Genomic DNA, 13,174 nt, shown 5'->3' on the forward strand with positions numbered 1-13,174 from the left:
TTGCCACCGACGTTCCTTTTCTTGCAATTTGTCGCCAGGGGCATTTCCGCGAAATAACCCCACCGATACGTGCGAACTCAGGTGCATCGTGAGAACCCGTTGGGGGGCGGTTCTCACATCACACAAGGGCTAGATAGGTGGTGCCATGTTTCGCGTCAGGGGTGCGTCTCGAGCATTTACGTTAGTTGAGTTGTTGGTCGTCATTGCCATCATTGGAGTCCTGGTCGCCCTGTTGCTTCCAGCGGTTTCTGCCGCCCGCGAATCGGGGCGGAAAACCCAGTGCCTGAACAACATGCGGCCACTGGGATTGGCCACCCTGGCTTTCGACGAACGCATGCGGCGGTGGCCGGGTGCCATCGAGCCGTTGGACGTCGAACGCCTGTCCAGCCTGGGGGGTGGCGAGCTGTACCGGACCTGGGCGGTAGCATTGCTCGACGATATCGAACTGGTGCAGCTCAGCGATGCTTACACCGCGGGCAATCGCCCCGATACGTTTGTGGCCGTATTCCTCTGCCCCAGCGAAGACACCAAGCAGCGAACCGCCGCGGCCACCAGCATCGTCTGCAATGCTGGCATGGCGGGGCCGATTGCCGCGCAGACCACGGCCAACGGTCCGTTCCTCAATCAAGCGGTCAACGGTAAGGTGTCAATGCTGGAAGGCCATTGGTTCGATGGGCAGGATACGACGCTCAGTTTGTCCGAGAACCTCGACGCCACCCGATTCGACTACGCTGGTTGGGGGGGCTTCGCTGCTGGTGGCAGCATCGAGGATCCAATCGATACGAAGTTCGTCGGGGAACAGAAGGACCACCTGTGGAATCCAACCTTTCGCTGGTACCCCTCCGATACCTCGGGCCGCTTCATTAACAGTGGCAACGCCGATTGCCCCTCGAACACGACCCCCTGTACGAACCACGACGCGTCGCCGCTCCGCAGTAGCAGTAGCGCCACGATCCCCTACCAAAAACAGCAGGAGGCCGACGCGCGTCCGTCCAGCAATCATCCAGGCGGCGTGAACGTCGTGTTCGCCAGTGGCAGGGCTCAGTTCCTCCGCGAGAATGTCGACTACAAGGTGTATCGCGCGTTGATGACTCCCAACGAACGCAAGTCCAACTCGCCGTACCGCACGCTTATCCTGGAAGACTCCGACTACTAGTAATCACACCCCAGAGCCCAACGCACTCCAGGATACTTAATTCTGCCGGACGGCGAGCGCCAGGAAGTCGATGTCGTTCACTCGCTGGGTGTCTCAACTCGCAGCAGTTCGATGATCGCCACTTCGCCCGCGTCGTTGAACGATGCCGATTCCTCCATGCGAACAATGCCCAGGCCGGGGCGCTGAGACACAATCCGGGCAGGGCCAGGAGAACAAGGAGGGGCAGTTTGTTCATCATGGAGGGTGAGGAGAATGAACTTGCAGTGCGCCTGTCTTGCTTGATTACCGCCACTCGTCATGGCAATTGCTGCACGCCTTCTGCATGTTGCCGATGGCTTCTCGGGCTGCCTCGAAGTTCTCCAGATCGACCGCTTGCGTTAGCGCCACCGACGCTTCGCGCAGCTGGGTCGAGTGGTTGCGGTACGACTCGTCGTCCGCGTAGTCGAAGCCGGGCTGCATGATCACTTCGGCCATCATAGCCATCAGTTGGGCCTCGTGCCGCAGGTCGTCGGCATTGTTCGCCAGGGCGCGACCGTCGGACGCCTTGGGCGAAATGCCCTCGCCCAGGCAGGTTTCCATCCGTCGCATCAGCGGCGAACGGTCGGCAATCTGGTCCCAACCCACATCCGGCTTGGCCTCGGGCACGTCGGGCCGACCGCCACGCACCAGGTCGCCCAGGTCCTGTACTCGCAGTTGAGCCTCGCGGAACGATTGATCGGTGCCCACTTTGCAATTGGCTCCCGCACGGCCATAGAACTGACCGAGCGCCGTGGCGGTGTCCTGCCAGCGGACCCGCTGGTCGTAGTCGCCCGCCACGGTGAATAACGTGGCCAGCCAAGTGAAGCGATTGCGACAATCGCGGTAGCCGCCTCCCTTGAACGCAGCGGGTGTCGCCACCAGCGGCTGCAGCGGAGGGAGCTGACGTTTGATCTCGGTCTCCAGCGTGTCGGCGTCGACCAGTTGGCTCCAGGCAAAGGAGCTGTCGTCGCTGTCCGAATCGGCCGTCGAATTGCCGCTGGCGGTTGCCACTCGAGCGGCGGCTACCTCGCCATAGTCGGGGCGGTTGCCTACGAGCTGGGTGCGGGCATCGTCGAAGAACACCTGCTGCACGTCCCGCGGCCACTGGCTGGGAGGCTTTGCCCGCGTCGCCTTGGTGGATTGGGCAGAAGCAGTCGCGCACGGGCCCACCAGCGCAACAAGGCACACCATTAGCAGACCGAATTTCATTGCTCTTCTCCGACGGTTCCGGCGGTCGAGATCCAACTCGGACCACATCCTAACATTGTAACACCGCCGAAACCCTCAGCCGGGATGCCAGTCGGACCACGGGGGTTTTGGTCGTTGTGGGGCGCCATTACGCACGACGATTTATGGTTCCAAAACTCAAGGGGTTTTGGTGCCCTAGCAATCGCGCAAGTCGTTTTGCGACAAATGCTTGCAGCTTTCGGTGGTTGCCAAGACGAGGTGGGTTTTGACCCCCCCTGCGCTCCAGAACAACCAAAACTCCTCACAGGTGGGAAGAAGCCGGGTTGTGAAGCCCGGGGAATGAAGACACCCGAACGATGAAGTCCAGCTACTCACTTCTGCAGCTTGCACGTTCGCCACTCTGCCAACCTCCCGCCGACCAGCCGCCCAAAGGCTCCCGCTGGCGGTTGAGTGCGCATCGCTGCCCTGCTGCCATTGGACCAAACGGACGGGCTTATTCAACCGCGATTTTCTTACGCGAGACGGTGGTGGAGGGCGTCGCCCAAGTCCCGCCGCCATGGGCGCTATCGTTAGCAAAGGGCCGAGTACACACGTCGGATCAGCAGAGGGCCCAGCCAGGCCGTGGCGATGAGAATGCCCACCGACACGGTGATATTGATGGCCAGGTTGCGGGGAACGAGGGTCATCAATTGTGGGTTGTCACTCACCGACGTCGGGTTTGCTTGTAACTGGTCGAGCACGTCCTGTCGCGAGTTGACGTCAAAATATGGGTACACGCTTTGGTAGTGTGGCATTGGCCAGCCCAGCATGACACTTCCTACACGTATGTCCTTCCCAAAAAAGTCGCTGTGCCCAGGCGGCGATAGCTCCACTCTTGCTACCGTATTCAGCCAGGCAAGGACGCAAGCAGCGGTTGAAATGCAAAACAGCGAAAGAAGGCTGCAGCGAAGGTACGAAGGAACTGCCATGATGGTCCGGATGCATGGGGTGCTGCGGGGCGCGTAGCGGCGGTTGAGCAGGTTGCAAAACTGCTCTTGTGGGGTTAACGGTGTGGATGGGGACTATCTGACCCCGGCCCGGTGAATCCTGTAAACCCTGTTTCCTTCACTCGACCGGCATTTCGACAAAATTGCCCTGATCGCCGGTCGCCTGCCCTGCGCACGGCGTGATGATTGACGTTCTCGACCGGTGGGGGGTGGGCTACACTTGTCGGGTAGTCACGATCTACACGCCAGGTTTGCTGAACACTTGAAGGGACGAGCAGGATGCGACGCTATTCTCTCTATGGATTGATGTTGATGTTCACTCTGGCGGCGGTGCTGTGTGGCGTGTTCGCCGGGGGCGTCCTACGCGGCAAGCAGCTGGCCGCGGCCGATGGCAAGGCCGCACTGTCGGTGTTTACTGACCAGATCGCCGCCGAGGCCAAGCAAGCTCTATCGCAGGGCGATTTGCCGAGGGCTTACACCTTGACCCAATTATTGAAGGAAACGGCTGCCACGAAGTACGCCCAACTGCGTAGGGCATACGCTCAATCGGTTATCGCCCAGTACAATGCCGCCATGGAGGATTGCGACCTGCTGCAATGCAAGGCACTGCTCACCCGCGAGACGATAGCCGTTCTGAAGGAGGAGTGCCCTGGGCTCTTTGAGCAATTGAAGGCTCAACTCAATCAGATCAGGAACCACGACAACGAACGCCGCGACGTAAGCTTCTCGCTATTGAGTTTCCGTACCAAGAAAGCGGAGCCGGCGCATTAGGATCGCCGCGCCCGCATTCAATGCTCTAGCCGCATCAAAATCTGCTGGATCTTGTCGAGGGTATCGGCGGTGCCGCTGACGATCAGCTGATTGGCGCTACCATCGATTGTGTACTGGATTGGATTCGAACTCGTCGAAGCGAAAAGGTCTTCCAGAGCTGCCATTACCTGTGGTACCGCGTTCATCTGCAGCTGATACGCGCGCACTTGCACGACAGGAGTCTTTAGCTGGCGAGCAAGTCGGGCGTGATCAGCCCCCCACGCCAGCAGGATCGCGGCAACGGTCAACAACCACAGCGTGGTCCGCAGGCTGATGTGGAACCTTCCGCGATACATCTCAACCTCCCAAGTGCAGTTGCTTTTCGTTCGCCGCCGCCGCACGTCAGCATGCGAGGTTCCACTATACCTGTTTTCTACTTCGGTTGGGACGTCAGGCCGGTGAAGTCCCCTGCCATCCTTCGTCCCGCGGCGAGTGGAAATTCGTTTGGCTGCACCCGGGTGAATTCGGTGGAATCAAACAGCGTCGCGAGTCGTCTCACCGTTGTTGTATCTGTGTCGAGTACCAAGGGGGGTGCACTATGTTGCCGGATAGTCGATCGCAATCGCTCGTGCTGTTTCTTGCTGTCGTCGGGGTGTTTGTCGCTGGGGTGTTGGTTGCGGAACAACAGTCTGCCAGCGATCCACAGCCGCTGCCCGACAAATTGGTGAGCGACGTATTGTCCGAGCGGTCGCTGCCCGGTGGCGACACCAGCCTTGAGCCGCAAGCAGCGCGAGCGCTACCCGCCCCGAAGTGGCGAGTATTGCCTGCCGCCCCGCGGCCCACGAACCTGCTGTTTCCCATGGATGTCGAGCGCGCCATGCTCATCGAAGGCCGGGAGGGCCTCGAGGACAATCCTCAGTGGCAAGAATCGGACTTCAGGCCTCCCCGTTTCTAGCGCCATCCGCTAGAGCCGAGCCAAGATCGGGCGGAGTGCGGCGAAGTACCCGGAGCAACGGTGTTGCCGTGTTTCTGATCTGTCTTGACCCGAGAGGACTCAAATGGAAGTGCTGCCGATCTTCATCCTGTTCGCATTCTTGGCGTTAGTGATACGCCTCTGCGCGGGAGCGATGGATGGCGATCGCGTGGGCCAGTACATTCGCTCCCAAGGAGGCGAGGTGCTCGAATCGCACTGGAGTCCGTTCGGCCGTGGCTGGTTCGGCGAAAAGAACGATCGCATCTACGAAGTGCGGTACCGCGATCGGGCCGGCGATACCCATCACGCCACGGTGAAAACCTCGATGTTTTCTGGCGTGTACCTGACCGACGATCGCATTGTGCAGCGGGCCAGCACCGAGCAGCCGAATCGCGAAGAGTCGCTCGAGTGGGAGAACGCTCGCCTGCGGCAGAGGGTAGCCGAGTTGGAGAGGGAGTCGGAGCGCTGAACGACCGCTAGCACTTCAGCATCCCGCCTCTGCACTGGCATTTCATTGGCCAACCCTGGCAGAGATGCCCCCGGATGCCGCAGGCAGCCGCTCAGCCAGTGGCGTGGTTTCTCGCGACGGCCCCCCCTTCTGGCGGTTCGCCGAAGCTACGTTTCCCCACTTTTTCGCAGATGTTTGCCGCAATCGGGCGACAGTGGTACCATACTGGATGGCTCGCAGGCAGCAAACATTGCTGCCGCCGGTTGGCTGTTCGGGGACGCGCGCAGATCAAAGACAATGTTGAGGCAGAATGGGTTTTCCTGGAGCGTCGGCTTAGGTCGCTGGTATGGTACAGCGGTCGAAGTCCATCTATTGCTGCTCCTGGGTCTTGCCGGAGCGCTCGCGCTGACGGCCGGCAAGCCGGTGATCGGTTTGGTGATGATCGTCGTCTGGCTGGCGAGCGTCACGCTGCATCAATTGGCCCACGTGTTGGTGGCCATGCGCCTGGGCGGCGAAGTGTCCAACGTGGTGGTCGGTCCGGCCGGCGGAAGCTACGAAGTCGATCTGGCCGACGAGCCGGAGCCTCAAGTACTGGTCGCGCTCGCCGGTCCGGCAGTGCACCTGATGCTGGTGGTGGCCGCGGTTTGTCCGCTGGTGTTTCACGGCGCCGACGAAGTGCTGTCGCTGCTGCACCCCATTTCGGCGCTCGATCAGTTTACGCTCAACGCCCCACTCGGCCTGACCACCGTGAAGGTGGTGCTGTGGCTCAACTGGATTCTGTTCCTGGTCAACCTGCTGCCGGCCTATCCGTTTGATGTGGCCATTGTGCTGCGATCGCTGTTGTGGCCCATGGTGGGGCGACGCACGGCACTGCTGGCCACGGGGCGTCTGGCCCAGGCCACGGCCGTTGGTTTCCTGTTTTGTGGATTGTACCTGGCTTCGATCGTGCAGGTGGAAAGCTACGTGTGGGTGATTCCCATCTTCGCGTCGCTTTACCTGGCCGTGGCCGCGCAGCGGGATTGGTACCTGCTGGCCGAACTCGACGGCGAAGTGCTGGACGACGAGTGGCTGGGACTCGACGACGATCTGGGCGAAGACATCTGGCGCGACGACTCCAGTCATATGGTGCTGGTCGAACAGCACTACGACCAACTCCGCGAACGGTACGAGCGGAAACGCAAGGCCCAGGAAGATTACGAAGACGCTCGAGTGGACGACATCCTGGCGCGGCTGCACCTCGAAGGGTTCGAGCACCTTTCGCAGGACGACCAGGCTTTCTTGCGGCGGGCCAGCCGCCGGTATCGCGATCGCCGCCGCCAAGGCCATCCCCCCTCCGAGTAGGGTTCGCCTGCAGGCAGTTACAGTCGCTGCTGGGTGGCGCAACCGTTGCTGCCGCTATATCGCGGCGCGAGCGCTCCTTTTCCGGCGATTCTCGCTGTTGAATCAGTAGCAGCCGGCTTGGCGTTTAAAGTATGGGGTATTTTTGCATTGGTCCGCTTGGCGGATTCACCTACCCCCCTGCATTATAGCGACGCTCCCCTCCGTCTGTGTTCAATTCGGCACTGGCCAACGAGATTCAGCACCACCCGCACCGCGTGCGGTCGCTCTACAACTGCGCCCCTCCGCCCGAGTTGCCCGAATTGCTGGAGCAATTGAAGACCGCTTTCGACGTGCCGATTGCGGAGCTCGATTTGATTTCCGGCGAGCTGAATCGTGTAGCCGCCGGCTGGCTTTCGATTGACCTCGACCGGTGGATTCCGGTGCTGGAGGAGGTCGCCCGGCGGGGACGGGTGGAGATCGTCGAAGACTGTGCGCCGCTGGCGGTGCTGGCCGTACCGATCCCGACCTCGAACGGCAACTGGTGTACGCGGCTGGCGCTGGCCGTGTTTGTCACCGAGCCCTACGATCCGGCCATCGATCTATCGGCCGCCGCCCATGCGCTGGGCGTCGACTTGCAGGCCCTCCAGCGATGGTGCCGAGTCCAGCCGCAGTGGCCCACCAGGGCAGTGCAGCAAATGGGGTGCCTGTTGGTCGAGCACACGGCCGCTGCTTCGCAGGCAGCGAAACTCAAGTATCAGTTGACAAACGTTTCGCAGCATTTGCTGCAGACATTCGACGAGTTGAACCTGCTGCATCGCATTAACGAACGATTGTCGCTTACGAACGACGAGTCGCAGTTGTTGGATCTGGCCGTCGAGTGGCTGAGCGATGTGCTGCCGACCGAATGCTTGCTGGCCTGTATTGCACCGACCGGCGAGGACGACACCGGCAGGTCGTGGATCTATGCCGGCGAGTGCCCTATCCCCGAAACCGAGCTCGATCAGTTCTTCGATCGACTCGGCCCCGAGGTGCATGATTCCACCGTGCTGATCGACCGCGAAGCCACCAGCAGTCCCACCTGGTACTACCCCACGATTCGCGAGGCGATTAGCGTGCCGATTCGCGCGGGCAGCGTGGTGACGGGCTGGTTGTTGGCCGTGAATCACACGCCCGATGTTGGCCGTCCCGACCAGGAGTTCGGCAACCTGGAGACCAGTTTGCTGACGTCGGTCGCCTCGACGTTGGGCATGCACGCCGGGAATGTCCGGCTGTACAACGATCAGTCCCATTTCTTCGACAGTGTGGTCCGCGCGCTCAGTTCGGCCATCGACGCCAAGGATCCGTACACCCGAGGTCACAGCGAGCGAGTCGCCCGCATCAGCGTGCTGCTGGCTCGCCACCTCGGTTGCAACGCCACCCAGCTGAACACCATCTATCTGTCGGGGTTGTTGCACGACATTGGTAAAATTGGCATCGACGATCAAGTGCTACGCAAGCCGGGGGAGCTTACTATCGAGGAGTTCGAGCACATCAAGCTGCATCCCGAGCTGGGGTATCGGATTCTGAAGGACGTCAAGCAGCTCAATCGTGTGCTGCCCGTGGTGCTGCACCATCACGAGGCGTGGGACGGTTCGGGGTACCCGCACGGTCTGGCGGGAGAAGAGATTCCGTGGCTGGCGCGAATCGTGGCCGTGGCCGACTCGTTCGACGCCATGAGCAGCGATCGCCCTTACCGGACGGGCATGCTGCCTGGAAAACTGAACGATATTTTCCTCCGCGAGGCGGGACAGCAATGGGATCCACGCGTGGTGGAAGCCTTTTTTGCGATTCGTGGAGAGATCGACGAGGTGGTGGAAGAGGATCGCGAGTTGCTCTCGCTCGACGTTGAGAAGTGGGGAGACCATCGCGTTGCAGAAGGCGAGTGACCACCCTCGGCCAGCGCGTGGGTGACTTGCCAGCAGTCGAGTGGCGCGGACAATTCCTAGGTCTCCCGACCGCCCCACTCTACACCAGCGAGCGCCGACGATGGCCCGGCATGAGCAACAGCGAGAAGACCTGCTGGACGACGCCGTGGCGTTTATCGAACGCGCGGTGTTCTCGTCTGACGACTACGAAGAAGTGTTCGTCGGGTTCCGATCCAGCGGTGCCGTGAGCGTGTACGTCGACCAGGACCCGGTGTACCACTTTAACTCGTCTGGAGAACTGCGGCGTGGCTTCCTGGCAGGTGAGCTGCTCAAAGCCAAAGCCGGCAAACTAGTCGCTATGCGCCGCGAACGGCCCGGCGGCGAGGTGCAACTGGTGAGTCGCGAACTGAGCGCCGCCGACTCGGCCGAATTGCTCGAGCAAGCCCGGCGGCTACTGCAAACACTGCGGCAGGACCTGCAGAACCAGACATTGCGGGTGGTGGGCCAGGTGCCGGAGGGAGGAGTCGCCTTGCGGTCACGCATCGTCGAGTGGATACAAGAGATCGTGGCCAAGCCCATTGAGGTGGCCCACACGCCGCACGCGCGCTGACTCATTCAGCGAGCGATTCCACAACAACTTTGCCCGTGTCGGTGGTGAGTTGGGTTCCCGCGGCGTTGCTGCCGCGGCGGACCATGGCCAGGCCGGCGTAGCCGTTATCGATCTGGCCCACGGTGGTGATCGTGCCCACTTGCTTGTCGCCGTCCGTAAGCTGCGCACCTGCGGCGAGCTGGGCGCCATCGAGCGCTCGCACCCGCACGATCTGTTTGTTAACGTGGCCCAGCGCATCGAGTCGGGCGATGGTCTCCTGCCCCAGGTAGCAACCCTTGGTGAAACTGATGGCCCGGCTGTCGCGGCTCAGTTCTTGCGGCAGCGTTGCTTCGCCGAACTCGACTCCACCTTGCGGCCAGCCGGCCGCTACCCGCACCGCCGCGAACGCCGCGGCATCGCCGGCGACGAACCCTGCGGTGTCGAGAGCCGATGGCACCTCGTCACCCAAGGCCAACCACATGGTCGGTGGGCCGAGGGGCAGCTTGATGCAGTTGTCGGCAAGCTGCTGATCATCGCCGACGACAAGTACACTCTGTTCTTTCCGCTGAGTCAGCTCAACCTCTTCGCGAATAATGTAGCGATCGAGTTGCGAGGCAAGTGGCCCCGCATCGTTGGTGAATACGACAACCACCACGCGGTCTTCTGCGTTATGCAGCACGGCGTGGTAGAGCACGTGTCCTTTGACATTGGTGAAGAACGCCTCGCGCGACTCGCCCACCGCCATCTGCTTGACGTCGGCCGTGCACATGTTGTGCAGGAACGTAGCGCGGTCGCTGCCGGTGACTTCGAGCACGCTGCCCGGCCAGTCGGTGAAGTACAGTTTATTGGTGTCGATGGTCATGGCCTGGGGTTGGGAGTTATTCGGCCCACTTTGGCACGGTGTACTGAACTTCGTTCAGCACGATGCAACTGGCGCTGCGTTGGGCAAGGCGGGCCAGCTCGTCGGTCGAGGCAATGGGGGTCATGCCAAGGTCCTCCACCACTTCAGATTCCAGTTGACTCATGAAGAACACCGGGCCGCGGCACAGAGCCTTGTAGATTTCCCAGGCCGCTTGCGCGTCGTCGGTTTGGGCGTCGTTCAGTTGGGCGGCGCGGTCGAGGTTGCCACCGGTAGCCATCAGCTTCTTCAGGCTCTTGCCTGGTGGGGTGTCGAGCTGGGTGCAAATGGCCACCGCGCTTTGCTCGTCGTCCGCCACGGTGGCCGCGGTATGCAGCGCACGGGCGACATTGTCCCATGTTTGCTCTTCGGGTCCACCGGCCAGCGTGGCCACGACCAGTTGGGCCGGCTGTTCGATGGTCAGTGCCCATTCGCGATCGCAGGTTTCGTCCACCACGCGTGCGACGTCGTCTGGAGCGCCGGCTACCACCTGCGCCACCCCGCCTCCTCGGGCGGGAATCACTTGCACCACCAGTGCCGAACCCAACAGCCAGCCAGCCTGCTCCGTCTCGCGGCGACGGATCATGCCGGCGGTGGGCGAATCGAGTGCGTCGGCCTGCGCGTAGCGACGTTGGGTAAGGACATCGGCAAAGCGTGGATAGATCGATTCGTACACGCCACGGGCATCGCGCGACTGCGACATCCGGCCGCAGCCCACGGGTATCACCACGTCGGCCTCGAACAGCTGGCGGCTGATCATCAGTGGCTCGTCTTCCACGGCCGCCAGGTAGCACAGTGCCTCGTTGTCGCCCGGCACGTGCCCTACGACCACCAGTCCATCGCCGGTCAGGTCGTCAAGTTGCTCACGCAGTCTGTTGGCTTCCTCGACACTGCCAGTAACCACTTGAACGGACGACCGCTCGGTGCCTGCGGTTTCCAGGGCGGCCATCACGCCCCGCACGACATCGCTCGCGTGCCGCACGTTGGCGCCGATGGCGATGGCCACCAGATCGCCCGGCACCGTGGCTTGGGAGAGCGGCGGAAAGCCAACCGGCGCTTCGAGCGCGGCGGTGGTGGCGGTGACGACCTCGGCTGCTGCGAGGCGGCCGGAATTTGCCCTGTCGCCGCCGCCCCGCCACGCTTCGTCGCGCAACGTGATTTCCAGCGGTGGTAGTTCGCCCAGATGGACTTGAGCCAGGTAGGACATAGCAGACGCAGACGATTGAGTAAGGAAAGGAAATACCGATACAAGCAGGTACAAAATGGTATCGGCCGTCGCGCCAGGGGGTCAAGCGGCGATGGTCCGCCATGCGAACGTGTGGTAGGGTGAATTACGGTTGTTCGCAAATCTCTTGGAGCGGTGTTGGCGATGAGGAAACTGGGTACGTTGCTCGCCTGTAGTTGTTTGGTGCTGCTGGCGGTCCTGTGCATTGGTTGTGAAGGCGAGCCTGCGCAGCCAGGCAAAAAGGCCGAGCCGACGAGCGAACCCGAGCGGCAAGATGGCATGACCGCCGTCGAGATCATGCAGAAGATGGTCGCGGTGTACCGCGAAGCCGATTCGTATTTGGACAACGCCGAGTACGCCGAGCATTTCATCTTGCCCGAAGATGGCGTCAAGCGTCAGACTCCGCCCACGACCTTTGCGGTGAGGTTGCAGCGCCCCAATCGTTTTCTGATCACTCGCCTGCGAACCATGATGGACGGTCCGCCCCAAGGCGCCCTGGTTGGTTCGGATGGCACGACCCTGGAAGCAGTCGTCACACAGCTCGAGCCTCAGCGTCTGCGTGTCGACGCACCTGAGGTAGCGACCCTGAAAACGGTAGCGCCCGATCCGGTGCTCCGCGAGGCTTTGTTTCCTGGTCCGATCCCCGATGTCTTTCCTCAACTGGCTCTCCTGTTGTCGGAGGAAGAGCAGGCTCCGTGGCCCTTGGAGGCTCCTCGGGCATTAGTGCTGCTACCGCCAAAGAAACTGGACTCTTCCAGCAAGGAAGCAGCTGAGTGCTATCGAGTTCAGTTACGCACCGACCAAGGTCCGCAGGTGTGCTGGATCCATAAAGAGACGTTTGTCCTGCTGAGGATCGAAATCGCCAACAAAAAGATGCAAAAACACCTGTATCCTAATCAGGAATTCACCGAATTCACCTGGCAATTCAATTTCTACGACGTAGCCATCGACGTCGAGACCACCAAGGAGATGTTCCGCCTGGCCCCAGCCGAAGATGGGCAAGAGGAGATCGTCGAGGCGTTTCGCGAGCCGGAGACGCAGCCCGAGTCCCCGCCCGAGGAAAGTTCGGCCGATCCGCAGGAGGAAACCGAACCATCCGAGCAAGCCGAGCCCCCCGCTGCCGACGAGCAGCCCACCGGAGAAGAGTCGACGGCCGACTCCACCGATCAGGTGAGTGACGCCGAAGCGGATCAGTAGTCTTTAACGCCCACGCGAACCGTGTGCAGTGGCCTGCGTATTCGACTACACTGTTTTTGACGGGCAGCAGCCAACCTCATTCAAACTCCTCTATGCTGCGGTACTCGGGGGCCATGACGCAGATTCTTGCCGTTGACGATACCTGGCCCAACAACTTCGATATGTTGGTGTTGTTGGGATACGTAGCCTTGGTGGTGGGCGTGCCTGCCGCCGGGTTGTCGCTGTTGGTCATCGACATTCGGGCCCACTATCGCCGGCTGAAGGGCGCCCTGGTCGTGGTGTCGAACTACGTCAGGTACATGCCCTCCTGGGTAGCCGACGAAGCCCAGCGTCGCAAACGGGTTCCGCCGTGTCTGGCCGTGTTTGGTTTGAAGCTGCCTTGCACCGAAGCGGAACTGCTGAAGGCCTATCGCGAAATGGTCAAAGAGCGGCATCCGGACCTGGGGGGCGACATGGCCGAATTCCTGCAATTGCAGCGGTTTTTTGAAGAAGCCCGGTCGCTGATCACCAATTCCGATTAGC

At 61.4% G+C, this 13,174-nt stretch carries 14 protein-coding genes; 9 read left to right on the forward strand and 5 right to left on the reverse strand.

Features of this window, described 5'->3' with window-relative positions; genetic code table 11:
- Positions 1-145 precede the first annotated feature (145 nt).
- Positions 146-1,156: a DUF1559 family PulG-like putative transporter gene (locus NG895_RS02635; RefSeq protein ID WP_252850895.1), complete on the forward strand. Its 1,011-nt coding sequence runs from the start codon at positions 146-148 to the stop codon at positions 1,154-1,156.
- Positions 1,157-1,438: 282 nt separating this feature from the next.
- Here the strand turns inward: NG895_RS02635 and NG895_RS02640 are convergent, their stop codons facing one another.
- Together NG895_RS02640 and NG895_RS02645 are read right to left on the reverse strand one after the other, a co-directional pair.
- On the reverse strand, positions 1,439-2,383 hold the full coding sequence (locus tag NG895_RS02640) for a cytochrome c (RefSeq protein WP_252850896.1): 945 nt from the start codon (positions 2,381-2,383) through the stop codon (positions 1,439-1,441).
- 548 nt (positions 2,384-2,931) lie between these two features.
- Positions 2,932-3,171, reverse strand: a complete 240-nt coding sequence (locus NG895_RS02645) for a hypothetical protein (RefSeq protein ID WP_252850897.1) — start codon at positions 3,169-3,171, stop codon at positions 2,932-2,934.
- Positions 3,172-3,627: 456 nt separating this feature from the next.
- Between NG895_RS02645 and NG895_RS02650 the strand changes: the two genes are divergently transcribed.
- Positions 3,628-4,119, forward strand: coding sequence for a hypothetical protein (locus tag NG895_RS02650; RefSeq protein ID WP_252850898.1), 492 nt, complete (start codon positions 3,628-3,630; stop codon positions 4,117-4,119).
- Between the two features lie 17 nt (positions 4,120-4,136).
- Here the strand turns inward: NG895_RS02650 and NG895_RS02655 are convergent, their stop codons facing one another.
- Positions 4,137-4,454 (reverse strand): secretin N-terminal domain-containing protein, encoded by a 318-nt coding sequence (locus NG895_RS02655; protein ID WP_252850899.1) that lies wholly within the window; start codon positions 4,452-4,454, stop codon positions 4,137-4,139.
- 242 nt (positions 4,455-4,696) lie between these two features.
- Between NG895_RS02655 and NG895_RS02660 the strand changes: the two genes are divergently transcribed.
- The 5 genes from NG895_RS02660 (at position 4,697) to NG895_RS02680 (ending at position 9,353) form a co-directional block, all read left to right on the forward strand.
- Positions 4,697-5,053 carry a hypothetical protein gene (locus NG895_RS02660; RefSeq protein WP_252850900.1) on the forward strand — a complete coding sequence of 119 codons (357 nt, stop codon included), beginning with the start codon at positions 4,697-4,699 and terminating at the stop codon, positions 5,051-5,053.
- Positions 5,054-5,156: 103 nt separating this feature from the next.
- Positions 5,157-5,540, forward strand: a complete 384-nt coding sequence (locus NG895_RS02665; RefSeq protein WP_252850901.1) for a hypothetical protein — start codon at positions 5,157-5,159, stop codon at positions 5,538-5,540.
- A gap of 276 nt (positions 5,541-5,816) precedes the next feature.
- Positions 5,817-6,860, forward strand: a complete 1,044-nt coding sequence (locus NG895_RS02670) for a site-2 protease family protein (protein ID WP_252850902.1) — start codon at positions 5,817-5,819, stop codon at positions 6,858-6,860.
- A 206-nt stretch (positions 6,861-7,066) separates the two neighbouring features.
- The gene (locus tag NG895_RS30520) at positions 7,067-8,764 is read left to right on the forward strand and encodes an HD-GYP domain-containing protein (protein ID WP_252850903.1); all 1,698 of its coding nucleotides are present in this window, start codon (positions 7,067-7,069) and stop codon (positions 8,762-8,764) included.
- 100 nt (positions 8,765-8,864) lie between these two features.
- On the forward strand, positions 8,865-9,353 hold the full coding sequence (locus NG895_RS02680; RefSeq protein ID WP_252850904.1) for a hypothetical protein: 489 nt from the start codon (positions 8,865-8,867) through the stop codon (positions 9,351-9,353).
- Position 9,354: 1 nt separating this feature from the next.
- Here NG895_RS02680 and ygfZ read toward each other — a convergent pair whose 3' ends face one another.
- Together ygfZ and NG895_RS02690 are read right to left on the reverse strand one after the other, a co-directional pair.
- Positions 9,355-10,194 carry a CAF17-like 4Fe-4S cluster assembly/insertion protein YgfZ gene (gene ygfZ, locus NG895_RS02685; RefSeq protein ID WP_252850905.1) on the reverse strand — a complete coding sequence of 280 codons (840 nt, stop codon included), beginning with the start codon at positions 10,192-10,194 and terminating at the stop codon, positions 9,355-9,357.
- 16 nt (positions 10,195-10,210) lie between these two features.
- Positions 10,211-11,437 carry a nickel-dependent lactate racemase family protein gene (locus NG895_RS02690; RefSeq protein ID WP_252850906.1) on the reverse strand — a complete coding sequence of 409 codons (1,227 nt, stop codon included), beginning with the start codon at positions 11,435-11,437 and terminating at the stop codon, positions 10,211-10,213.
- Between the two features lie 162 nt (positions 11,438-11,599).
- Between NG895_RS02690 and NG895_RS02695 the strand changes: the two genes are divergently transcribed.
- Both NG895_RS02695 and NG895_RS02700 read left to right on the forward strand, forming a co-directional pair.
- The gene (locus NG895_RS02695; protein ID WP_252850907.1) at positions 11,600-12,652 is read left to right on the forward strand and encodes a hypothetical protein; all 1,053 of its coding nucleotides are present in this window, start codon (positions 11,600-11,602) and stop codon (positions 12,650-12,652) included.
- A 113-nt stretch (positions 12,653-12,765) separates the two neighbouring features.
- The gene (locus NG895_RS02700; protein ID WP_252850908.1) at positions 12,766-13,173 is read left to right on the forward strand and encodes a hypothetical protein; all 408 of its coding nucleotides are present in this window, start codon (positions 12,766-12,768) and stop codon (positions 13,171-13,173) included.
- Position 13,174 lies beyond the last annotated feature (1 nt).

Source organism: Aeoliella straminimaris (assembly GCF_024054565.1).
GTDB lineage: Bacteria > Planctomycetota > Planctomycetia > Pirellulales > Lacipirellulaceae > Aeoliella > Aeoliella straminimaris.

What these genes read in the sequence shown, in the direction of transcription:
- NG895_RS02660 (WP_252850900.1), top strand. Translation starts at nt 4,697, where the DNA reads ATGTTGCCGGATAGTCGATCGCAATCGCTCGTGCTGTTTCTTGCTGTC.
- NG895_RS02655 (WP_252850899.1), bottom strand. Translation starts at nt 4,454, where the DNA reads ATGTATCGCGGAAGGTTCCACATCAGCCTGCGGACCACGCTGTGGTTG.
- NG895_RS02645 (WP_252850897.1), bottom strand. Translation starts at nt 3,171, where the DNA reads ATGCTGGGCTGGCCAATGCCACACTACCAAAGCGTGTACCCATATTTT.
- NG895_RS02670 (WP_252850902.1), top strand. Translation starts at nt 5,817, where the DNA reads ATGTTGAGGCAGAATGGGTTTTCCTGGAGCGTCGGCTTAGGTCGCTGG.
- NG895_RS02665 (WP_252850901.1), top strand. Translation starts at nt 5,157, where the DNA reads ATGGAAGTGCTGCCGATCTTCATCCTGTTCGCATTCTTGGCGTTAGTG.
- NG895_RS02635 (WP_252850895.1), top strand. Translation starts at nt 146, where the DNA reads ATGTTTCGCGTCAGGGGTGCGTCTCGAGCATTTACGTTAGTTGAGTTG.
- NG895_RS02700 (WP_252850908.1), top strand. Translation starts at nt 12,766, where the DNA reads ATGACGCAGATTCTTGCCGTTGACGATACCTGGCCCAACAACTTCGAT.
- NG895_RS02680 (WP_252850904.1), top strand. Translation starts at nt 8,865, where the DNA reads ATGGCCCGGCATGAGCAACAGCGAGAAGACCTGCTGGACGACGCCGTG.
- NG895_RS02650 (WP_252850898.1), top strand. Translation starts at nt 3,628, where the DNA reads ATGCGACGCTATTCTCTCTATGGATTGATGTTGATGTTCACTCTGGCG.
- NG895_RS02690 (WP_252850906.1), bottom strand. Translation starts at nt 11,437, where the DNA reads ATGTCCTACCTGGCTCAAGTCCATCTGGGCGAACTACCACCGCTGGAA.
- NG895_RS02640 (WP_252850896.1), bottom strand. Translation starts at nt 2,383, where the DNA reads ATGAAATTCGGTCTGCTAATGGTGTGCCTTGTTGCGCTGGTGGGCCCG.
- NG895_RS02695 (WP_252850907.1), top strand. Translation starts at nt 11,600, where the DNA reads ATGAGGAAACTGGGTACGTTGCTCGCCTGTAGTTGTTTGGTGCTGCTG.
- ygfZ (WP_252850905.1), bottom strand. Translation starts at nt 10,194, where the DNA reads ATGACCATCGACACCAATAAACTGTACTTCACCGACTGGCCGGGCAGC.